Raw genomic sequence first — 24,082 nt, forward strand, 5'->3', positions numbered from 1 at the left:
ACTATTTTAACTCGTTTATTTCATAATATACAAAAACTATTTTTTCTGCAACAACTTATGAACTATTTTTATTGTTTTATTACATAATTTTTATTAAACTAACAATGAGGTGAAGAAAATGGATGGGTTTGAAAAACGTAGGGAACAAAAGAAAAGAGACATTTTAAATGCCGCATTAGCCCTATTCATGGAGTATGGATTACAAAAGGTATCTATTACAGAAATAGCTAAAAAGGCCAATGTATCGCAAGTCACCATATATAATTACTTTGAAAGTAAAGAAAATCTAGTTCGTTTAGTTTTTAAGTTTTATGTTGATCAGATATGGGATGAACAAAAACATCTATTAGTTAATGACCTTCCATTTAATGAGAAGATTAAAAAGATTATATTTGAAAAAGGTATTGCCGCTAATCAAATAAGCGAACGATTTTTTCAAGACTTTATGAAAGATTATGCAAGTGGGCAGAGTTATGTTGAAGAAGTATATCAAAAGGAAGCCCTTCCACTCTTCATTAAACTTTTTAATGAAGGTAGAGAACAAGGATATATTGACTCTGAGATATCAGATGAAGCTATTTTATTCTATTTAAAGATGTTTCAAGAATATTTGCAGCGTGAAGATGTTGCCACAATGACACTTCCAATTGCTGAGGATCTTACCAAGTTATTCTTTTACGGCATAGCAGGTAAGAAAGAAGATTAAGACCTTGTTTACCAAGTAAAGTTGGGTAGGAATTCTTAAATTAAGTATTTAATAAAAATGAAGACTTATTTTCGGAATTACTCCTTGGGCTTATCCTCGATTAAACCAAACAAAAGCATTTGAGAAAAAACTTTACTGAGGGAATTTTCAAACTATAATTCAAGTAAATGTTCTTAAAGAAATATTTTATCAAAATAAGGAGTTGAATCTTGTTTTAGATTCAACCCTTCATTTTTTATCTATATTTTCTCTCTTTTTTCTTTTAAGAACTTCCAAATGTTCATTTTAACGATATTCGGATCAGAGTCGGTAATGTTTATTTTAATTGAGAGATTTACTTTTTAAACAGACAATTTTCCACCATAAGAATAATCATTTGCTAAAACCCCACCCCTCCAACCCGCATTCCACCGTTTCACTCATAATAATGTTTTGCTACAGACCCCTCATTTTTATCCAATTTTAGATTAAAATCGGTCGTTTTTCGGGCCTTTTTCGGCTGTTTTTTCACGGTTTTTTCGGAGTTGGAATAAAGTTTTGCCATAATAGAGGGAAGAAAATGGTTGAGATAAGAGGTAAAGAAAAAAGATAAAAATAGTGGAAAAATTATTGAGATTATATTGATTAGTATATTGGATAAACCCACTATTATCAATCGGTTTAGGTACATATATGTATTGAAATGATATTGAAAAAGACATAAAAAACTCGGGATCCTGATGTGGAAAAACCGAGTTTTTAATGAGTTTTATATTGAAAAAGCAAATGTTTATTTTGACAGTATTGGTGGTGAAGTTAGCAAGAGTTTATTTTGGTTGCCAAGAGATTAATATTTATCTACACCACCCTAGACATCCACGCCACACACTCAACATGCATCGTTTGTGGAAACATATCAACAGGTTGCATGTATTCGATCTTATATTTCTTGGTCAATTTATTTAGATCCTTCGCTAACGTAGACGGGTTGCACGATACGTAAACGACTTTTTTTGCTTCCGTTTTCAAGATTGTATCCAGTAATGCGTCGTCACAACCGCTCCGTGGAGGATCAATGATAACAACGTCTGGTTTCCATCCTGCCTTTACCCATTTTGGCATAACGGTTTCCGCTTTTCCAACTTCATAATGGGCATTTTTCACTCCAAGACGACGGGCATTGTTCCTTGCGTCCTCGATTCCTTCTTGAATTACGTCCATCCCCCGAATTTCACCGGCCCGATCTGCAATCCATAATCCAATTGTCCCGACACCACAGTAGGCATCAACGACCTTCTCTTTACCAGTTAATTGCGCTGCTTTTTTCACTTCATCATATAACTTTACCGTTTGGATTGGATTTAATTGGAAGAAAGCACGAGACGATAATTCAAAACTTATGTCACCTAATACTTCTTGAATGGATTGTTCTCCACCAAGTTGAAGGGATTCATCACCAAAGATGAGCGAGGTTTTTTTCCCGTTAACGTTTTGAATAATAGATTTCACCTCGGGAAGACGCATTTGGATTTCTGAAACAATTAATTCCTTCTTCGGTAGTTCTTTTTTAGCTGTTATTAAAACAACTTGAACCTCACCCGTACCGACTGCAACGCGTGCTACAATTGTTCGGACAATACCAGAATGTTTTCTTTCATTATATACAGGTACTTTTAAGTCGCTTAAAATCTCTTTTACAACGCGGACAGCTTTATTTGTTGCTGGGTGTTGAACAATACAGTTTGGGATATCAATTAAACGGTGTGAGTTCATACTGAAAAGCCCAGCTATGTAATTTCCCTTTATTTCTCCTAATTGGAATTGTGATTTATTTCGATATAACCACGGATCGTCCATTCCGATTGTCGGGCGAATTACAAGTTGTTCGGTGTTTAACTTTGTATGTCGTTCCAATGCTTGAATGACTAAATCGCGCTTTTCGATAAGTTGTTGGTTATATGCTAAATGCTGAATTTGGCAGCCTCCACAATCTTCATAAATGGGGCAAGGCGGGTTCACTCTGTGGGGCGATTTTTTTCGAATCTTTTTAATCCGCCCTTCTGCAAATTTCTGTTGAATATTTGTTGCTTCAACAACCACTTCTTCCCCTGGCAATGCTCCAGGTACAAAGACGACTTGTTTTTTAAAATAGCCGACACCTTCCCCATTAATGCCGAGGCGTTTAATCGTTAACGGGAAAACTTGTCCTTTTGTAATTTTGACCGTTGTATTTGTTTGTTTTTTCATCTACGTCATCCTCTAAATTGAAATCATGTTCTTTTTCATATGGTAGTTGAGGGAGAGGGGAAATGTCAACTTTCACCTAAAAAAGGTATGTGTCAAGAGTTTCTCGGTCTTGTTTTTACACCAATACTTCAGGCACTCTATTTTTGTACAGCTATTTCAGCTACCGCGCTAACGCTTGCTGGCCTAGAATAATTTGTTCGGTTCTAAAAAACAAGAACCAAACAAATTATTCTAGGGTACTTCTATTACCGAAAACATTTTAATAATTTCCCTGTCGCTGTTGAGTGGGCGACGTACAAGCTTATACTACCGTTTTTTACACCGATAGAAGGTTGTGTAGGCTGGCGTAATACTTGAGACATACGAATGGTTCTTTTCACTTCACGATGCTTTCTTTCACTTCGTCCTTGTGCCTTTAAATATACGTCTCGCAAAGTTCCGTTGATTATCCCTTGTTTTACTTTTACCATGGCCTCCGCACCTTCTTTACTCCAATGCATACCTCTTTTCTTCATCCTGAAAGAAATACGGCGTTGATTCGACTCCATTCCACCTAACCCACGCGCATCTTTTGGATGACTTTTCACTTTATCTCGCCAATCAAAAATCCGATCCCAATTATTCAAAATATAACCTCGAAAATCATTTACTTTTTTTATCTCTTTTTCGTCGGTTAGCATACTTTCAAATGTATCCAAATATAATGAAAAGGCCTTTTTATCATGGTCTGATAAAGCTTGTTGAATAGACCCCTTGAATTTATTCTTTTTCCAGCCTAAAGCTCGGTTTAAGGCTTCACCTATGTGATACGAGTCTAATTGATTTAATACTTGGTGTTTCGACTGTGAAAAAGCCTCTTGGAACTTCTCAGCTGTATATCCTCTGCCCCCGTCACTATTCGTAATTACATGTGTATTTTCTATCGAATATTCATTGGCAGAAAAGGCCTGAAATTCCTTCCAAAACGTGTTTGTTGGCTGGGTTGTCATAATTACCTTTTGGTTTCTCAAAGAGACGCGCTTGCCATTTTTATTCCATCCCTCATAAATAATCCCGTGGCAAACTTCCATCTGTTTTTTTCTTTCTGTCCCCCGAACAAATACACCATCAGCTTCTGCATATAAAAAATCAACTTTCTTTCCTTCTGGCAACGATGCCGATTCTTCAAGTTCATCCACCATTTCTTGGTCAGCCTTTGCTTGGGCCTCTCCAACCTTTTTCACAATATTACCGACTGTTGTATGGCTAACATTTACAGCCGACCATTCTTTTAAAATACGTGCAGATTCACGGTATGTATTTTCACTTGCTAATTCAGCTACCTTTACTTCCACCAGAGGGCTATACCTTTGATGTTTTATGAACCCTAGCCACTCATCTAAGGGATAGTGTGGATTTCCATTAACATCATGCATAAGCGTCCTCTTAAAGCGAACAGATCCGAAAATAAATTGGATTGTCTTCTCATCGTTTCTTTCAACTGTCCAATTTTCCGTTTGCTTATTTTCTTTGATTACTTGATTAATATTAGTAAAAACATCCCCAACTAATGATGCGAATGTTTCATACATCAAGATTTGAAGTTGTTCCTCGAATTCAATTAAATTATTTGTTTCCTTTATTAATCCATAAATTCTTGATATAATTTTATCCATGAGAAGGCCTCTTTCTAAATGTATTAAGCCTGGTAGCTTACATTTATATTAGAGTGCCTTCTCTTTTTTTGCCAGTTAATATTTTCCAAAACGTGGTATTTTAACCCCCGAGTAATATTTTACACATATCTATTGTAATTATATAACTCAAAAAAGACCCACAGATAATGATTACTTCTGTGGATCTTCATAAAATATTATTTATAGACAGGAATTTCTAAATTAAGATAATACACACCAATATCTTGGTACAATCTGTACATTGTATTAATTTGTTTATAAGCCCAAGCTATGTCAGTAGCGTATTGGTGTGTTGCATACTTATAAGTATCCATAGCAGATGGATTCCAACGCATTTTATATAATGTATTTTGACCAGCTTTGACATAGTTATTACCAATAAATGCCGCTCCACCAATAATAGCTTTTTCAGGCGTTGTCCATCCTTCACGGTATGCTCTTTCTGCAGCACCCNAAAAAGTACTTGGCAAAAACCAAGCACTCTTTAATTAATAAAATATTTTGTTATCTTTTCCTAATTCTTGACTGAGCATGTAATCGTTCAAGCTTTTAAACGTATATCCACGCTTCTTCAAGTCAATGATTGCCTTTTCAAGGGCGTCAGCATTATCTTTGGACACTGTATGTAGAAGGATGACTGCCCCTGGATGAATTTGTTTCATCATTTCGTTGTATGCATAATCCCAACCTTTTTGTTGATCAATTTTCCAATCGACAAAAGCTAAAGACCAAAACACGTGGATATATCCAGCATCTCTTGCTACTTTTAATGTTCTTTCACTAAAGATTCCTCGTGGCGGGCGGAGAAATAGCATTTCCTTTTGTCCAGTTAATTCCATTGTTTTTTCTTTTACACGGTCTAATTCTTGTTTTATTTTCGCGTCACTTTGTTGTGTAAAATCCGGGTGGCTCCATGAATGGTTTCCAATAATATGGCCTTCTCTCACCATCCGTTTCACTAAATCAGGTGCCGACTCTAAATAATGCCCTGTAACAAAAAATGTCGCTGGAACTTTTTCTTTTTTTAATACATCTAAAATTTTTGCGGTGTAGCCATTTTCATAACCATTATCAAATGTTAAATACACAACCTTTTCTTCCGAATCTGCTTTATAAAAGGCACCATATTTTTTTAATAAATTGTCGTAAGTGGCGCCTGCTTCTGGTGGAACTTCATTTTGAGCTTTTTTGAATCCCCAATGAATTTGCGCGTTGGAAACAGCAAAAGCAGATAGTCCGTTGGTAAAAATGAGCACGATGGTCAATAACAGTAATGCGAGCTTTTTCAAAACCATCTTCCTTTCCTTTTTTTCCTTAGTTTCTCTAATACATGAAGAAACATGCTAGGAATTGAAAGGGAAAATAATGAAATAGCACAAAATGTTTGGAACAATAGAACATGCAAAAAACCCTGTTAAAGGCGGAAAACGAAACATGTTAGCACCTACATTTAACAGGGTTCCTCAAGTCTATTCTTGTACTTTCACTTGTTTACATTTTTCTTCCATTTCATCAATCATTTCAATAAGTCGGTCGATTTCTTCTAAGTCCACTTTTTCAGGCTCAATCGTTTCTAAAGTTTCAATAAATGAGTTGAATCGTTGTTGTAAAAATTGCAACTGATTATCTTGGGTAGTTTGCAAGTAAATAGCTCCCTTCAAAATTGTATCTGTTCCTATTATACACATATTTATGTGACAGAAAACTACCCTTTTTTGACAATCCCATCATTTGCACGAAATATTCCCAGTCTCTCCCATTATCTCGGTAGTTCAACAGCTGAAAATTTGAAGGATACATGGTCTTGTATTGGTATCCAAGCTCCAATTCCTTGGGAGGTAATATTTTTTACAACGATGGATTTTTTCCCGCCTTTCAGAACAAGGTATACTTCTCCATACGTAACAGTTCCCTTTTCATTCACTGCAGGTGCATACGCATCTAAATAGCCTACTTTCCGTTTAGGAATATTGTAATATTGGTCTTTTTTCGTTGCAGCCCCAATGATTGTATCAAAGGATAGTGGGAATTTTGTTTTTTCTGCTGCTTTTAATAGCATCATTTTTTTCACGTCATTAGCATGAGGAATTTTTGCTGTTAAACCGCCACGAATGACTTTTTGTGTTTCTTGGACATAATGAAATTTATATGGGGAATCTCCTCCGCGGTTATCATAATAGTTCGTATTGATTTTTTGATATTCCCAATTTGCTGAAGTTTCTTTGGACTCATAATTTAGCGGCCATTGTCCTAAATAGATTGTCGCTTTATGCCCCATCGCAATGATTGGCTTGTTAATACTTGTTTCATTTAACATTAAAATCAAGTCAGGATTTTCAATTTTCACTTTACACGTTTCCAATAGCTCATTCGTTAGTTCACTCGGTTGAAGATGTGGTAAATCTTGAGATGGATTTGGATACGTATTTTCCTTAGCAATGTTTAGTACTGAACTTGGTATATTATATTTCCCTTCTGCTTTCTTTTCAGCTACTTTCTCTACATTTACCGCAAAAGTTACAGGATGGTTTAAAATCATTGTTAACATAAGGGTAATCGTTAATAAAAGAGTTTTATATAATGGCTTATTCATCGTTGGAACTCCTTCCAAATGTAATTTTGAGTTTATTTTTCGCAAACCTTCCTATTCTTATCCAAAAATTTTCATGAAATTATTTGTGAAAAAAGAGAATATTGACAAATTATCTGAAATAACTATGTATTAACCTAAAGAAAAGGAGGGAAAGGAGAAGTTCCATTCTTACATCTGGGAGGAGGGATCTATCGACTGGCAATTGGATGGAATGCGTGAACCTTTCTTTGAATCGTTAACTTTACTTTAGGAGGGATGAGTACAACTCGTTTGAACAATTTCATAAAACGTTAATTTGCCGAGTGGATAGATATAGGGCCACTCGGTTTCACTTTTCTCTTGCCAATCTTCCCTATTATCAGTACCATTCTTATATAGATATAGTAAAAATGTTCAGGGAGAGTACATATGAGAAACAATGAAAAATTACGTTTTCCCGTTTTAGTTGCAATTGTGAGCATTTCTGGTTTATCACAAGGAATGTTATTGCCATTAATTGCGATTATTTTAGAAAACCGCGGGGTTTCCTCTACTATTAACGGACTCCATGCAACTGGGCTATATATTGGTATTTTACTTGCATCTCCATTCATGGAAGCACCGTTAAGAAAATATGGTTATAAACCGCTTATTATCGCTGGTGGACTAACGGTTATTATTTCTTTATTTTTATTTCCATTTCTTGATTCCATACTTATTTGGTTTTTCTTACGGTTACTAATTGGAATAGGCGATCATGCCCTACATTTTTCTACGCAAACATGGATTACCTCTTTCTCCGCTCCTGAAAGACGAGGAAGAAATATTTCCTTATATGGATTATCATTTGGCATTGGCTTTGCCGTTGGTCCTCTTCTAACTCGGTTAGTGGAAATCAATGAAAGCTTGCCCTTTTTTATTACTTCAATTTTAAGTTTATTGTCATGGGTAACAATCTTTTGGTTACATAATGAATTTCCAGATGAAGTGAGTAATGATGTAGGAACTTATTCAATTCGTGCAACAATGGGACGGTTTGGTAAAGTATTGAAATATGCATGGGCCCCACTTCTTCCGGCGTTTTGTTATGGGGTATTAGAAGCTTCATTGAACGGAAACTTTCCTGTATATGGATTACGGTTAGGAATAAATGTTGACATGCTAGCAATTATTATTTCGTCCTTTTCTATTGGCGCAATTATATTTCAGTTACCTCTTGGAACTGCTAGTGACAAGTTTGGACGCCGAAATATACTCTTAACAGTTATGGTTATTGGAAGCTTTATATTCTTAACAGCCGGTATTTTTGAACATCATGCTCAAATTTTAATTGTCGCATTTTTTATCGCAGGTATGCTTCTTGGATCAACTTATTCATTGAGTATCGCATTTTTAACCGATACGATTCCAAAGCATTTATTACCTGCTGGAAATTTATTAATTAGTATTTGTTTTAGCTTTGGTAGCATTTCTGGTCCATTCCTCGGAGGATTGGCCATTGATCATCTACCAAATGTCAGCTTTTTCTATTTAATTAGTGGTATTTTATTCGTTATTTTTCTTGGTTTATCTGTTTTTAAAAAAGAAAAACAACTGTCGCTTGCGGATCATCGGTGGAATTTTTAAGTGTGGAAAGTGAATGTAGGCACAGTCCGCGTTGTATCAGTAACTTATGGTCGATCGTAAGGAATGATGAATATATGGTAATGAGGGCAAGTGGGGTTTTTCTATCATAAATATTCACTTCTTCAATGGCAATTATGCGGAAATGGAATATGAATATTAAAAAGGCAAGTGGGAAAGATTTTCTCTGCTTGCTTTTTTTGAAGTTGCAAATGGGTTAATTGCTGAGACTTTTGGTGGCATCACTCTTTTATTATACGTTTCAGCTTCGTTTGTTGCCTGTTTTGTCCTTGAGAACCTTTGTCTGGGACATTTGCGCCAGTTTCATCACCACTTTTTCCTTAAGAACCCCCGTCTAGGACATTTCATCCCCATTTTTTCGCACACTTTGTCCTTATGACCACCCCTATTGGACAGTTGACATTTTTCCCTCGCACGTTCGTTCTTCATAATGCTACTATTGTACTTCACCACATTGTGTATCCCTTAATTAAATCCTCTCCACAATACATTCCACCTTTTATAATTATTTTTATTCCTTATTTAAAATTATTATAAATAATTTCGCCCATTTCACTTCACTTTTCCATGTAATATGATAAAATAAATATAGATAAAATACAGTATAAACCTTAAACGACAACAATTATCAATTATATAGTACAATTTGCAGTCTAGATATCATAATTGAATTTGATTCTCAATTATATTTAAATTATCGAAAATATGAATGTCTTAATGATAGTTATTCTCAATTAAAAAGGACGTGTATAACATTGGAACTGAATATGAGTCTCGAAAAAAAAGTTTCTAACAAAGAGAAAAAGTCGATAAAAGAAAAATTAACTGAAATTGAACCACTCACTGAGCTTTGTTTTGCGATTATTAGCGGAGTTCTTATTATAGCTGGATGGACTTTAGCCAAAATGGACTATCCAACGGCCTCTATCTTCTTTTTCATCTCCGCTTACTTAATTGGTGGATTTTTCAAGGCAAAAGAAGGAATCACTGAAACTATTCAAGATAGAACTTTAAACGTCGAATTACTAATGATTTTAGCTGCCATCGGTTCTGCCGTCATTGGATATTGGGAAGAAGGGGCTATACTTATTTTCATTTTCGCCTTAAGTGGAGCCCTCGAGTCTTATACGATGAGTAAAAGTAAAAAGGAAATTTCTGCTTTAATGGAATTACAACCGGAAGAAGCTTGGCTTTTAAAGGATGGAAAAGAGATTAAAGTCGATGTTCAACAACTACAAATTGGTGACCATATTTTAGTGAAACCAGGTGAACGAATTCCTGCTGACGGTTTTATTGTAAAAGGAAGAACGAATGTTGATCAAGCAGCAATTACAGGTGAATCCATCCCAGTTGGTAAAGGAATGGACGATGAAGTGTTTGCTGGTACGGTTAATGTTAGTGGATCTATTACTGTAGAAATTACAAAACCAAGTAGTGAGACATTATTTCAAAAGATCATTACCCTTGTACAAAATGCGGAAAGTGAAAAATCTCCGTCACAACAATTTATTGATCGTTTTGAAGGAACATATGTGAAAATTGTTCTTATTATGGTCGGACTCATGCTCCTCCTCCCCCACTATTTGTTACATTGGAGTTGGAACGAAACTTTTTATCGAGCTATGGTATTACTTGTTGTGGCTTCTCCTTGTGCTGTTGTCGCTTCCATTATGCCAGCAACTCTATCAGCTATTTCAAATGGAGCAAAAAAAGGAATTCTTTTTAAAGGGGGAGCACATTTAGAAAGTTTGGGCAATCTTCAAGCCATTGCTTTTGATAAAACGGGGACATTAACAAAAGGGAAGCCTGAAGTTACGCAATTCATTGTTAGTCCGAACCACCTAAGTATGACGAAGGAAATTATACAAATCGTCGCATCGATTGAAAAACATTCCAATCATCCGTTAGCACAAGCAATCGTACGGTATGCGACAACTAAACAATATGAACTTATCAATATCGATTCTGTTCAGGATGTCAGTGGTTGGGGTGTTCAAGCTTCGATCGATAATCATGTATGGAAAATCGGAAAACGTGCCTTTATGGATGGCAATCTCGAAACCGCATTTGACCTTTCCACCGTAGAATTTCTACAAAGCAATGGAAACACCCTTGCATTTGTTGAACGAGACCAACAAGTTGTAGCGATGATTGCATTAAAAGATATGATCCGAAAAGAGTCGCTCCAAGCCGTTGCTGCTTTACGAGGGCTTGGCATTGAACCAATTATGCTTACGGGAGATAATGGAAATACTGCAAAAGCCATTGCCGGGGAAGTTGGGATCGACCGGTATATAGATGAATGTCTACCTGAAAACAAAGTAAACGAAATTCGTAAAATTAAAGAAACATATGGACGGACAGCGATGGTTGGTGATGGGATTAATGATGCACCTGCCTTAGCTACAGCAAATATTGGAATTGCGATGGGAGAAGGAACAGATGTCGCACTGGAAACGGCGGACGTTATTTTAATGAAGAATGACTTAACGAAAATTTCCCAAGCAATTCAATTGTCGAAAAAGATGAACCGAATTGTTAAACAAAACCTTGTGTTTTCAATCGGTGTTATTATTTTATTAGTCTTCTCGAACTTTTTTCAATCCATTGACTTACCTTTAGGGGTCATCGGACATGAAGGTAGTACAATACTCGTTATTTTAAATGGACTAAGACTGCTAAAATCATAAAATTATAATGAAACGAGATGAATCTCCTACTGGAAAAAGCTGTCACCTAAAGGACAGCTTTTTCTTTTTCCACATATTATTTCGTTACTCTCCACTTCCCTAGCAATGATGATGTTGCCCCACTAGATTTTTCCATTTATTCTCGAGTGATTTCCACGCTCGTTGATCCTTCATTCACATTTATTCTTTCTCATTTTTTCATTTAAACCATTTATTTCGCCACCAATAATGATTACCGCTCCTGTTATGTAAAACCAAATCATTAATACAATTATGACTCCAATACTTCCATACATAAACGTATAATTCCCAAAATTATTTACGTAATAGGAAAAGCCAATAGAAGCAATGATCCAGCCAATTGTTGAAAAAATTGCCCCTGGAACAACGGTCGCACATTTTAATCGTTGGTTTGGGGTTAGAAAATAGACTGCACTAAAAACAATGAAAAGAATAAGTGAACTAACACCGAATCGCAACGTATTCCAACTATGAATGAACTGGTCAGTATAGCCAAATTTTGAAAATATATACATCCCAATGTGCTTACCAAAAACAGGCAATAATAATGCAATGATAAAAACAATAATCATAACAATCGTAAGTAGAACGGATAAACCCCGAACAATAAAAAACGGTCGGTCCTCTTTTATTTCATAAGCACGATTAACAGCTTTAATAATCGCGTTCATCCCATTGGATGCAGCCCACAATGTTGCGATAATACCAAATGATAATAATCCACCACTATGACTTGCCATTATGGTGTCTAACGTTGAGTCTATAAATGATAATGTTTCCCCAGGGGCAAAATCACTTACAAAATATAAAACATCCTCTGTCTTTAAAGGCAATAAAGGAAGTATCGAAAACAACGTAATTAATAACGGAAATAATGAAAGTAGAAAGAAATATGCAAGCTGAGCAGAGTAACCAAATACATCATGATTAACAATTCGTTTGAACAGTGCAACAAACCAATTCAAACTCATTTTATACTTATTCATTGAATCACCTAATTTATTTCGGAACATGATAGTTGTTCATAAACTTGTACTTTATAATATATACGGTTTTACATAGAAATATAAAAAAACGGCAGTGGTCATTAATTAAGTTTTTTTCCATTTCATTTCTGGGTGACCATTTAACAAAAAATCACAGAAAAACCACTGGATTATTCCTCCATATCCTTTTCAACAAATGTCTTTATTGCTTGTCCACCAAGTTCTTTCATTTCAACAGCTTTTTCAGCTAAAAATTTCATATCTTCATTAATTTGTTGGATACTGTTTTTGAACGATTGAACTTGACCTTGAATTTGTTGAACAGTCTCACCTGGATTCGTAATGATTTCTTTCAATTCACCAGCCCATACTTTCCCCTGATTACATACTTGTTTACGAACTTCCTTATCAAAAAGAGTAACCGCACCGCCGATTATTGCACCATAAAGAATACCTTTTAGAAATTTGTTATTTTCCATGAAGAACACCTACCTATCTTCCTAATTTTACAGCTTATTTACGTACTTTTTTATACAGGTCGTTCTACTTATCCCTATCAACATCTAGGAGCCATTGACGTTTTACAAATGATGGTCTTGCTTTATTTTTTCTAAAAGGGACTGACATCCTTTTGTTACAAGTTCATACACGTATTCAAAATTTCCCGTATAATACGGGTCTGGTACATTTGACACATCCGTATCATGGACAAAATCTAACAATTTAGCAACTTGTGCTTGCTGATGTTCCTTTCGAAGTTGCTCAATACCAGCAATATTTTCATCATCCATCGCAATAATATAGTCAAACGCATCTAAATCGTCTTGACTCATCCTTCTTGCAACTAAGCCCTCTCCGGATATATTGTACTTTTTTAAAATTTCCCTTGTTCCTTTATGAGCTCCTTGACCGACATGCCAGCCACCTAGCCCTGCTGAGTCAATGATAAACTGATCCTTTAACCCTTCTTTTTCTACGAGATCACGAAAAACCGCTTCAGCCATTGGTGACCGACAAATATTTCCTAAACAAACAAATAATACACGAATCACAAATATCACCTCTTCACATGTTTTCCCTCTTACTTTGCATTATAGCAAAAAATCGTTTCTTCTGGACACAAGCTGTGATAAGATAAAGAAAACTTGCTGATTAGAGGCTTGTACTTGGTCGAGACAAATGAATAATTTATTGATCGCTACGATGAATTACCATCGGAGTCTTCTTTTAGTGCTTATACTTTAAGAAAGATGGAATAGCGAAAAGATAAGCTTTTTATCATGAAAATTTTATTATTAAGAAAGGGCGATGGATATGGACTTATCAATTAAAAGTAAAGAAAATATGAATTTTATGGTTGGGAAAATTTCGGATAAGCTGAATTTTATAAATGCTGAAGTGATGAAAGCAAGTCAATTTGATGAAGAAAAATATGAGGATTTACATGATATTTATGAACTTGTCATGAAACGGGATCATTTTTCTCCAAGTGAAAGACAAGCAATTGCAGAAGAATTAGGTTCATTACGTAAAAAGTAAGTGAGTCTTCTTATAACCTTAAAATAAAGGGCTCTCTTATAAAGCGGCGACTTTTTTATCGAATATACTCGGGATTTGTACAAAATGTATTCGACTACTCTGCTTCGGAGAAAACTGTTGCACTGTAGCTATTCCTTCAATTGCTTATACAAAATTAAAACCCCTTCACTTTTTTACGTGAAGGGGTTCGTTTTTCATGTTTTAATCTAAATCATCTTGGTCGGTTAAAATTAATGTACCTTCCTTCGTTACTGCAAGTGTATGTTCATATTGGGCTGAATTTTTTCCATCAATGGTTCGTGCCGTCCATCCATTTGGATCCATTTTTGACAAATATTTGCCAACATTAACCATTGGCTCGATCGTAAAGACCATGCCTTCTTTAATTCGCGGACCTTTTCCTGGTAAGCCGAAATGAGGTACATCCGGTTTTTCATGAATCGATGGCCCAATGCCGTGACCAATGAATTCACGAACGACAGAAAACCCTTCAGCCTCAACATAAGTTTGAATCGCATGACCGATATCACCAATCCGGTTGCCAGGTACAGCTTGTTCTATCCCTTTATATAATGCTGTTTTTGTTACATCTAGTAATTTTTTATTTAACTCTGATATTTCACCAACACCATAAGACCATGCAGAGTCCGCTAGCGAACCATTTAAATTAACAACCATATCAATTGTTACGATATCCCCATCTTTTAACGCTGTTTTTCTCGGGAAGCCATGGCAAATCTCATCATTAATACTGGCACAAATTGCATATTTATACCCTTTGTATCCTTTTTGCTCTGGTGTTGCACCATGTTTCTCTAAAAACTCATTAACAAAAACTTCAATATCCCAAGAAGATACACCTGGTTTAATCATCTTTGCAATTTCTTTATGGACAGAAGCAAGCAGTCTACCCGCTTCCTTCATATTTTCAATTTCTCGTTTTGATTTTAATACAATCATTTTTACACCGCCTTCAATTACTCATTCATTTACTCTCAATATTCTATTGTACTCTTATTTCCCTTTTTGTTCTAGTTTCCGAGGGAACTTTGTACCCAATTTATTTTAACAACCGTTCCTCGATCTTTTCTTGATAATTTTTAAAGATGGATGAGTTTGTACGAATTCGCTTTTTCGCCAATAAAGAATGATACTGTAGCACCTTTTTCGATAAGTCTTGCATGAACTCTTTCCGTTTTTCATCATTCACACAGTTTTTCATTAAATCTTCTAGGGTCATGATTTCCTTTTTCAATTGGGATTCTTCTTCGGTATATCCAGCGCTCTCCAAAATTCGGTACGCCATCCGTAAATCTTCCGGAATTCCTGAATCATCTTTTAACTTCAGTGGTTTTCCATATCCTTTTAAATTTTCAAATTCTCCATCCCGATACGCCTGTTTAATTTTTTCCTCAGCAATTTGCCAAAACAAATCCATACTCTACAACCCCCCCTTATTTCAAGAAAACTCTTTTTTAAGTATAACAAACTCTTATGTAAAAATAATGTTTACAGCTTACATATTTATTACCAAAGATTGGTACTCATTTGATAAGATATAATTAATGATTAGGAAAGTAGGGATAATTACGTTTTAATTTTTTTCATAAAAAAAGAACCTTAGTTGAAACTAATTTACTACATGCCCGTATTACAAGTTAATAAAATTATTGGAGGGATTGTCATGATTGTATCTACTACAAGTACATTACAAGGACACGAGATTGCTGAATATAAAGGAATTGTATCTGGAGAAGCAATTATGGGTGCCAATGTTGTCCGGGATTTTCTTGCAAGTGTCACGGATATAATTGGTGGTCGTTCAGGCGCTTATGAAAACAAATTAGCGGAAGGTCGTGAAATTGCGATTCGTGAAATGACCGATAAAGCAGCTCGGTTAGGGGCTAATGCAGTAATTGGTGTGGATTTGGATTTTGAAACTCTACGCGAAGGCATGATGATGTGTATCGCAACAGGAACAGCTGTCGTTGTCCGTTAATATACGCGAAAAACCGGATATGTAAATCTTTAATCCATGCATGCATTCAATATCGCTTATAAAAAAAAACAAAATATCACGTCGGAATTGCGTTTTTTTCAACTTTTTCAGTGATTATCATTGCTTTCATATTATTCTTTAGCTATCATTTCCTCAATTAATTGCTCCGGGAAAACAAATGATAAACAGGGCTGGGACAAAGGTATTTCAGGTAAAAGAAAACCTAAACGATCATATGCATTTCTAATTAGAATTTCGTAATTGTTTAGGTTTCTTATACATATTGTTATTTTAAAAAGAATTTATTCGCCGCTTACAAGGGAGAATATAGTTCTATCCCAGCCTCTTTTTGCTAATTTTTATGCTCGTTTTAGTTAGAAATCCTCTATTTTAATGTGTTTTCATACGATCATCTACAAAAAAAGAACCCGTTAAGAAGATACTACTTTCCACGAATCATCAAATTTAAAAACATACTTTTAAAACTTCCCTATGAACCAAAAATCCTGGGTTTTACACGAAAACGGGATTATAGAACCTCTCTATGAACCAAAATTTTATCGAACTACACGAAAACGGGATTATAGAAACTCTCTATGAGCCCAAATTTTATTGAAATACACGAAAACGGGATTATAGAACCTCTCTATGAGCCCAAATTTTATCGATATACACGAAAACAGGCTCATAGAACCTCTCTATGAGCCCAAATTTTATCGAAATACACGAAAACGGGATTATAGAACCTTTCTATGAACCCAAATTTTATCGATATACACGAAAACAGGCTCATAGAACCTCTCTATGAGCCCAAATTTTATCGAAATACACGAAAACGGGATTATAGAACCTTTCTATGAACCCAAATTTTATCGATATACACGAAAACGGGCTTATAGAACCTTTCTATGAACCCAAATTTTATCGAACTACACGAAAACGGGCTTATAGAACCTCTCTATGAGCCCAAATTTTATCGAACTACACGAAAACGGGATTATAGAACCTTTCTATGAACCCAAATTTTATCGAAATACACGAAAACGGGCTTATAGAACCTCTCTATGAGCCCAAATTTTATCGAACTACACGAAAACGGGATTATAGAACCTTTCTATGAACCCAAATTTTATCGAAATACACGAAAACGGGCTTATAGAACCTCTCTATGAACCCAAATTTTATCGAACTACACGAAAACGGGCTTATAGAACCTCTCTATGAGCCCAAATTTTATCGAACTACACGAAAACGGGATTATAGAACCTTTCTATGAACCCAAATTTTATCGAACTACACGAAAACGGGCTTATAGAACCTCTCTATGAGCCCAAATTTTATCGAACTACACGAAAACGGGCTTATAGAACCTTTCTATGAACCCAAATTTTATCGAAATACACGAAAACGGGCTTATAGAACCTCTCTATGAGCCCAAATTTTATCGAACTACACGAAAACGGGATTATAGAACCTTTCTATGAACCCAAATTTTATCGAACTACACGAAAACGGGCTTATAGAACCTCTCTATGAGCCCAAATTTTATCGAACTACACGAAAACGGGCTTATAGAACCTTTCTATGAACCCAAATTTTATCGAAATACACGAAAACGGGCTTATAGAACCTCTCTATGAGCCCAAATTTTATCGAACTACACGAAAACGGGATTATAGAACCTTTCTATGAACCCAAATTTTATCGAACTACACGAAAACGGGCTTATAGAACCTCTCTATGAGCCCAAATTTTATCGAACTACACGAAAACGGGATTATAGAACCTTTCTATGAACCCAAATTTTATCGAACTACACGAAAACGGGCTTATAGAACCTCTCTATGAGCCCAAATTTTATCGAACTACACGAAAACGGGCTTATAGAACCTTTCTATGAACCCAAATTTTATCGAAATACACGAAAACGGGCTTATAGAACCTTTCTATGAACCCAAATTTTATCGAAATACACGAAAACGGGCTTATAGAACCTCTCTATGAACCCAAATTTTATCGAACTACACGAAAAATGGTTCATAGAAGCTTTCTATGAACCCAAATTTTATCGAACTACACGAAAACGGGCTTATAGAACCTCTCTATATTCCCGAATTATCCGAAGCTTGCAAAAAATGGCTTATAAAAAATAGTTCCTTATAAGTAAAAAGGTTGCCCCTCAACTGGAAGCAACCAAAAGAAATTTCCTTAACAACTACCCATTAATGACTCGAACTTGTTTGTCCAAATTTTTTATTGCTAATATACCCGAGAATTAATACAATCGCAGTGACGATGACAGCAAACACATAAGTGAATGGACCTTTTTCTATATGAAACATAGCAGCAATCCGTTCATCACCCGTAATCATATCACTGGCTGTCCATGCTAAAATTGCTGATCCGATATAAGGAACAATAGCAAACCGTTCCATTAAACGGACAATTAATTTTGAACCGAAAATCATAATGGGGATACTAACGAGGACACCCATCGCAATTAATACAATATGTCCACCTGATGCACCAGCTATCGCTACAACATTATCCAAACTCATAACCGCATCGGCCATAATGATTGTTCCGATAGCTTGTAATGTTGTATCTTTCGCCTTCACATCTTTACTATCCTCATGATTCACTAATACTTTATAGGAAATCCATAATAGTAATAAGCCACCAACGAAATGAACATATGGAATACCTAAGAGTAAAGCAATTATACTTGCAAACACTATCCGTAAAATGACCGCACCAATTGTTCCCCAACCGATAGCAATATTTCTTTTATCCACTGGTAATCTCCGTGTTGCCATTGCGATGACAACCGCGTTATCTCCAGATAGTATGATATCAATTGCTATTATTTTTAAAACGGCAATAATTGTTGCCGCAGACCAAGCAAGTTCCAACTTTAAACCTTCTTTCTTTTCCAGTTTTTGATAAAATATTCACAAAGAACCTAGGCTTGTCCTTCCAAATAGATTAAATGGTGGAAGGGGAAACCAGTTTTTTTATTGGAGTGTAATAAGACACTATATTTCAACATTAAATTGGAAGTAATAACCTTTTTACACTAAACCTATTTTATCCCTTTACTTCTTTTCGTTCAATAATAAAATACAAAAGAATAACTTGGAATTACTAATAATATCTCACTACAAAAGAAAGGTATACGTAACAGTTTTTAGTTACTCAACCAACATACTCTCCACCAGTTTCAAGCCAATACATTTTCATTGTAAATTATTTATTCAACCATTTTTCTACTTTCTTATCCATTTCTTTCTGAAGCTCCTTCACATTGCCTGCATCTCGATGAATGTATTTTATATATTTTTTAGGGAATAGTTTTTTTATTGATGCTAGATACTCACTTCCATCTTTTGGTTCTTTATAATCAATAACTTTATATTCGCCTGAGTCATTTTTTAAACGAATAACGGCAGGTAGGGAATGACCACATTGTTCCTCCAATCCAGTTTCTTTATTATATCCACCAAATAAGGACCACATATAAACAGTCAAAATTCCATCACTTTCACTTGTACCATAAACTTTATGAACTTCAAACTGCTTATCCGTTTCAGGATAGGAAGTTGCGTATTTTTCAATTATGTAATTCGACATTGTCTCATGAATATTCCTACTTAGATGACGGTCTCCATCAACTACATCACTACTACAACCAGAAAGAACTACAAAAATAAATATTGTTATTAGACTTTTCCAACTTACTTTCCTCAAGTTCTAAAGCCCCTCTCAAATACTTTTCTTTTCATTATAGTTAATTGGTAGCACTCTTACTATATAAATTTCAGGAATTTTGGAAAGGGAGGCGTCATTTTTTTAGTGGCTTTAAACTTGCTCTAGTGGATAGTTGTAGCTGGTTTGAATGCTCGTTCTGTCCTTAGTCTCCATTCTATTGTTTTATCATAATAACAAAAGATTCCTCTACAGTGATGCCCCCTCCAACTGTTCTATTTTTTTCGCGCTAGCAAAAGAAAATGCCGTACTCTTTAGTTCAAGTACGACACTTCTTCTTTACGCAATGACAACGGAGAGATGCCAATTTTTTTACAAATCGTCAAATAATGTAGTAGCATTAACAAAACGGCTCCAAAGTTCATCCCTACAATAATTCCGTCCATTAAATACTTTCCATTCGACCCCATAACAAACATCATGATAAAAGAGGCAATGGTCGCTAAAATATTATGGATAAACGCGTCTTTCACCATGTTCATTCCAATTAAAAAAGCTTGTAATGGAATGGCATAATAATGTAACAAAAAAAATGGCAATAACAATTGTAAAAAATAAGGTGCAACAGTTGATTCAATGAAAATCCCTGTTAAAGGTTCAGCAAAATAGTAAAATATAAACGTCACTGGAATTCCATATAACGAAGTCAATAGAATGACTTGTCTTAAAAGCTGTAATAATTTATTTCGATCTCGATTTGCATTTGCTTGAGATACACTAGGTATTAAAGCTACTGTTAAAGAATGGGCAATAAATGCAGGAAAAAAACCAATTGTCATTGCCACGCCGGAAATAATACCAAAATTTTCCGTTGCCTCACTTATTGATAATCCGCCAATGACTAATGTATACTTAATCAGAAATGGCTCAATTGCATGGGTTACTGAGTGAAATATACGCATGGTCGTTGTCGGCAAAGAAACACTCATTAAACTTTTTGTTAGCTGATTCCTTGGGAGATTAACATGTGGACGCTTTTTCAAATAACGAAATTGCAAAACATAGGCACTAATTAAATAAATAAAAATGAGTAACTCACCGCCAATTAATGAGCATATAGCAACAATAATCGAAACTTCTAATTGAAAATTAAACATTTGAAAGATAAAAACTAAAATAAAGAGCTGTGTACATCTTCTAAGTAAGTTTGCAACAGCAATTTGGCCCATTTTCTGTACACCCATAAAATATCCACGTGCAATAGAAGAAATTGAAATAATGGGAACGAGCAATAAAATAATCCAACGCACAAATGGATGAATATCACTAAACAAAGGAAATATAGTAAAAATAAGTGAGGCAACAGCTAATAGTACTGAAATAAAAATGACGGACAACTTAAATGCATACTTTAACATCGTAAAATGGTACTTTTCATCTTTTTCAGCGATAAACTTTGAAATAGAGATAGGGAGTTCAAAACTTGCAACAATCATGACCAACCCTACAACCGGTAGAACTGACATATATTGACCAATTCCATACTCACCTAGCTCTTTCGTCAATGTAAGATTTATTAAAAACTCTATGCATTCCGTTATAAAAGCAGTTGCAGCCAATAATAATGTTCCTCTCAAAAACACACTCATACAATAGCCCCTTTTAATTCGGATTATTTACCGACGAATGTCCCGCTTATTACCTACATCGCCAACTAAATATCATATTCCATTCATATGAGACAAGCTTAAAAAATATTAGTGCAATATATTAATACAGTTCAAAAATAATCACTTGTTTTTTGTAGCACAAACATACATTCTTATGTATTTCAGATAACGTTTTCTGATTTGTGAATTTTATGTGAACTATAGTGTAAAACATTACTTTATCACATTTTTGTAAAAAAAAACCCTTTGCATTTAGCCAATAACGTGGTATTCTAACGATAGAAAGGTTGCTCACTACAAAACACCATTACATCTGTACCATATTTCATCACTAACCTGTTACAGTAATTTTTTTACATGACTTTGTTCAGTAGTGAGCAAACTCTACTATATTTAATTTAGGAGGCATTACAAATGACTCATTGGGAAGGATTTAAACCTGGTAAATGGCAAAAAGAAGTTGACGTCCGTGATTTTATTATTAAAAACTTCACTCCTTATGAAGGTGATGAAAGTTTCTTAGTAGGTCCTACAGAATCAACTACAAAACTTTGGGATCAAGTAATGGAATTATCGAAAAAAGAACGGGAAGCTGGCGGTGTTTTAGACGCTGATACAAAAGTTGTTTCTACTATTACATCTCATGGCCCTGGTTATTTAAATAAAGACATTGAAACAATCGTTGGTTTCCAAACAGACAAACCTTTCAAACGTTCGTTAATGCCATTTGGTGGTATTCGCATGGCAAAAACAGCTCTTGAATCTTATGGATTTGAACTTGATAAAGAAATTGAACACATTTTCACTGAATGGAGAAAAACGCATAACCAAGGTGTATTCGATGCCTATACTCCAGAAATGAGAGCTGCTCGCCACGCTGGTGTCATTACAGGACTTCCAGATGCTTATGGACGTGGACGGATTATCGGTGACTATCGTCGTGTCGCACTTTACGGTGTTGATTTCTTAATTCAACAAAAAGAACAAGAAAAACTATACATTGGCGACCGCACAATGACTGATGATGTTATTCGTGATCGTGAAGAATACTCTGAACAAATTCGTGCGTTAAAAGAATTAAAACAAATGGCACTTTCTTACGGTTATGATATTTCAAAACCAGCAACAAATGCAAAAGAAGCGATTCAATGGTTGTACTTCGCTTATCTTGCTGCAATTAAAGAACAAAACGGTGCAGCAATGAGTCTTGGACGTACATCTACTTTCATTGATATTTATATTGAAAGAGATCTTAAAAATGGTGTCATCACTGAACAAGAAGCACAAGAAATGATTGACCATTTCATTATGAAATTACGTCTTGTCAAATTTGCTCGTACACCTGAATACAACGAATTATATTCTGGTGACCCAACTTGGGTAACTGAATCAATCGGTGGAGTTGCTTTAGATGGTCGTCCAATGGTAACAAAAACTTCTTTCCGTTACCTACACACATTGGATAACTTAGGACCAGCTCCAGAACCAAACTTAACCATTCTTTGGTCTACAAAATTACCAGATGCATTCAAAAAATATGCTGCTAAAATGTCGATTAAATCTAGCGCAATTCAATATGAAAATGACGATATGATGCGTGAAATTTACGGCGATGACTACGGTATTGCTTGCTGCGTATCTGCTATGAGAATTGGTAAACAAATGCAATTCTTCGGTGCCCGTGTGAACGTTGCGAAAGCTTTACTTTATGCAATTAACGGTGGTGTCGATGAACGGTACAAACAACAAGTTGGACCTAAATTTGCTCCAATTACTTCTGAATACCTAGATTACGATGAAGTTATGGAAAAATTTGATGGTATGCTTGACTGGTTATGCGAACTTTATGTAAATACTTTAAATGTTATTCACTACATGCATGACAAATATAGCTATGAACGTATAGAAATGGCTCTTCATGACCGTGAAGTTTTACGAACAATGGCATGTGGTATCGCTGGACTATCTGTAGCAGCTGACTCTTTAAGTGCTATTAAATACGCAAAAGTTAAAACCATTCGTGATGAAAACGGCTTAGCTGTTGATTATGAAATCGAAGGCGACTTCCCTAAATATGGTAACAACGATGACCGTGTTGACCAAATTGCCGTATGGATCGTTAAAGAAGTCATGAGAAAGATTAGAAAACATCATACGTACCGTAATGCTGTTCCAACTCAATCTGTTCTTACAATTACTTCTAATGTTGTATATGGTAAGAAAACAGGTAACACTCCAGATGGTCGTGAAGCTGGTAAACCATTCGCACCAGGTGCAAACCCAATGCATGGTCGTGACGAAAAGGGTGCCCTTGCATCATTAACATCTGTTGCTAAATTACCATATGAAGATGCATTAGACGGTATTTCTAACACATTCACTGTAACACCAAAAGCATTAGGTAAAGAAGACGAAGTTCAAGTAAGTAACCTTGTAGGTATGCTTGATGGTTATATGACAAAACGTGGTCATCATATCAATGTCAACGTGTTAAACCGTGATACATTATTAGATGCGATGGATCATCCTGAAAAATACCCACAATTAACAATTCGTGTATCTGGATATGCAGTAAACTTTATTAAATTAACTCGTGAACAACAAATCGATGTAATCAATCGTACGTTCCACGAAAGTATGTAAAAAGA

The 24,082-nt window shown here is 35.3% G+C and carries 19 protein-coding genes; 6 read left to right on the forward strand and 13 right to left on the reverse strand.

The window, feature by feature from the left end; all coding sequences use genetic code 11:
* Positions 1–118 precede the first annotated feature (118 nt).
* Entirely contained in the window at positions 119–706 is a 588-nt protein-coding gene (locus tag BN2144_RS02135) for a TetR/AcrR family transcriptional regulator (RefSeq protein WP_018664382.1), read from the forward strand.
* Positions 707–1,543: 837 nt separating this feature from the next.
* On the opposite strand, the gene rlmD is transcribed toward BN2144_RS02135, so the two are convergent.
* The 5 genes from rlmD to BN2144_RS02165 form a co-directional block, all read right to left on the reverse strand.
* A complete protein-coding gene (gene rlmD, locus BN2144_RS02140; RefSeq protein ID WP_033826705.1) occupies positions 1,544–2,932 on the reverse strand; it encodes a 23S rRNA (uracil(1939)-C(5))-methyltransferase RlmD in 1,389 nt (462 codons plus the stop codon).
* A 245-nt stretch (positions 2,933–3,177) separates the two neighbouring features.
* Positions 3,178–4,587, reverse strand: a complete 1,410-nt coding sequence (locus BN2144_RS02145) for an ISLre2 family transposase (protein WP_033826706.1) — start codon at positions 4,585–4,587, stop codon at positions 3,178–3,180.
* A gap of 509 nt (positions 4,588–5,096) precedes the next feature.
* A complete protein-coding gene (pdaA, locus tag BN2144_RS02155; protein WP_094763095.1) occupies positions 5,097–5,903 on the reverse strand; it encodes a delta-lactam-biosynthetic de-N-acetylase in 807 nt (268 codons plus the stop codon).
* A 174-nt stretch (positions 5,904–6,077) separates the two neighbouring features.
* Positions 6,078–6,251: an SE1561 family protein gene (locus BN2144_RS02160; RefSeq protein ID WP_230199685.1), complete on the reverse strand. Its 174-nt coding sequence runs from the start codon at positions 6,249–6,251 to the stop codon at positions 6,078–6,080.
* Positions 6,252–6,367: 116 nt separating this feature from the next.
* On the reverse strand, positions 6,368–7,201 hold the full coding sequence (locus BN2144_RS02165; RefSeq protein WP_042337488.1) for a YfkD famly protein: 834 nt from the start codon (positions 7,199–7,201) through the stop codon (positions 6,368–6,370).
* A 408-nt stretch (positions 7,202–7,609) separates the two neighbouring features.
* On the opposite strand from BN2144_RS02165, the gene BN2144_RS02170 reads away from it, so the two are divergent.
* The gene (locus tag BN2144_RS02170) at positions 7,610–8,806 is read left to right on the forward strand and encodes an MFS transporter (RefSeq protein ID WP_033826709.1); all 1,197 of its coding nucleotides are present in this window, start codon (positions 7,610–7,612) and stop codon (positions 8,804–8,806) included.
* A gap of 785 nt (positions 8,807–9,591) precedes the next feature.
* Positions 9,592–11,514 (forward strand): heavy metal translocating P-type ATPase, encoded by a 1,923-nt coding sequence (locus tag BN2144_RS02175; protein WP_033826762.1) that lies wholly within the window; start codon positions 9,592–9,594, stop codon positions 11,512–11,514.
* 170 nt (positions 11,515–11,684) lie between these two features.
* Here BN2144_RS02175 and BN2144_RS02180 read toward each other — a convergent pair whose 3' ends face one another.
* The 3 genes from BN2144_RS02180 to BN2144_RS02190 all read right to left on the reverse strand — a co-directional run bounded on the left by BN2144_RS02180 (position 11,685) and on the right by BN2144_RS02190 (position 13,573).
* Positions 11,685–12,521 carry a YihY/virulence factor BrkB family protein gene (locus tag BN2144_RS02180; RefSeq protein ID WP_033826710.1) on the reverse strand — a complete coding sequence of 279 codons (837 nt, stop codon included), beginning with the start codon at positions 12,519–12,521 and terminating at the stop codon, positions 11,685–11,687.
* Positions 12,522–12,691: 170 nt separating this feature from the next.
* A complete protein-coding gene (locus tag BN2144_RS02185) occupies positions 12,692–13,000 on the reverse strand; it encodes a YtxH domain-containing protein (protein WP_033826711.1) in 309 nt (102 codons plus the stop codon).
* Positions 13,001–13,102: 102 nt separating this feature from the next.
* Positions 13,103–13,573 carry a low molecular weight protein-tyrosine-phosphatase gene (locus BN2144_RS02190; protein ID WP_033826712.1) on the reverse strand — a complete coding sequence of 157 codons (471 nt, stop codon included), beginning with the start codon at positions 13,571–13,573 and terminating at the stop codon, positions 13,103–13,105.
* A 262-nt stretch (positions 13,574–13,835) separates the two neighbouring features.
* Between BN2144_RS02190 and BN2144_RS02195 the strand changes: the two genes are divergently transcribed.
* Positions 13,836–14,060, forward strand: a complete 225-nt coding sequence (locus BN2144_RS02195) for a DUF1128 domain-containing protein (protein WP_033826713.1) — start codon at positions 13,836–13,838, stop codon at positions 14,058–14,060.
* A gap of 201 nt (positions 14,061–14,261) precedes the next feature.
* Here BN2144_RS02195 and map read toward each other — a convergent pair whose 3' ends face one another.
* Together map and BN2144_RS02205 are read right to left on the reverse strand one after the other, a co-directional pair.
* Positions 14,262–15,020, reverse strand: a complete 759-nt coding sequence (gene map / locus BN2144_RS02200; protein ID WP_033826714.1) for a type I methionyl aminopeptidase — start codon at positions 15,018–15,020, stop codon at positions 14,262–14,264.
* A gap of 100 nt (positions 15,021–15,120) precedes the next feature.
* On the reverse strand, positions 15,121–15,498 hold the full coding sequence (locus BN2144_RS02205) for a DnaJ family domain-containing protein (RefSeq protein WP_033826715.1): 378 nt from the start codon (positions 15,496–15,498) through the stop codon (positions 15,121–15,123).
* Positions 15,499–15,744: 246 nt separating this feature from the next.
* Between BN2144_RS02205 and BN2144_RS02210 the strand changes: the two genes are divergently transcribed.
* Positions 15,745–16,059 (forward strand): YbjQ family protein, encoded by a 315-nt coding sequence (locus BN2144_RS02210; RefSeq protein ID WP_033826716.1) that lies wholly within the window; start codon positions 15,745–15,747, stop codon positions 16,057–16,059.
* A 2,222-nt stretch (positions 16,060–18,281) separates the two neighbouring features.
* Here the strand turns inward: BN2144_RS02210 and BN2144_RS02215 are convergent.
* The 3 genes from BN2144_RS02215 to BN2144_RS02225 form a co-directional block, all read right to left on the reverse strand.
* Positions 18,282–18,971 (reverse strand): TerC family protein, encoded by a 690-nt coding sequence (locus BN2144_RS02215; protein WP_033826717.1) that lies wholly within the window; start codon positions 18,969–18,971, stop codon positions 18,282–18,284.
* 334 nt (positions 18,972–19,305) lie between these two features.
* Positions 19,306–19,806 carry a hypothetical protein gene (locus tag BN2144_RS02220; protein WP_050632176.1) on the reverse strand — a complete coding sequence of 167 codons (501 nt, stop codon included), beginning with the start codon at positions 19,804–19,806 and terminating at the stop codon, positions 19,306–19,308.
* Positions 19,807–20,078: 272 nt separating this feature from the next.
* Positions 20,079–21,413, reverse strand: coding sequence for an oligosaccharide flippase family protein (locus BN2144_RS02225; RefSeq protein ID WP_033826718.1), 1,335 nt, complete (start codon positions 21,411–21,413; stop codon positions 20,079–20,081).
* 435 nt (positions 21,414–21,848) lie between these two features.
* Between BN2144_RS02225 and pflB the strand changes: the two genes are divergently transcribed.
* Positions 21,849–24,077, forward strand: a complete 2,229-nt coding sequence (pflB, locus tag BN2144_RS02230) for a formate C-acetyltransferase (RefSeq protein WP_033826719.1) — start codon at positions 21,849–21,851, stop codon at positions 24,075–24,077.
* Positions 24,078–24,082: the final 5 nt, after the last annotated feature.

It is taken from the genome of Bacillus andreraoultii (assembly GCF_001244735.1).
GTDB classification, from domain to species: domain Bacteria; phylum Bacillota; class Bacilli; order Bacillales; family Caldibacillaceae; genus Caldifermentibacillus; species Caldifermentibacillus andreraoultii.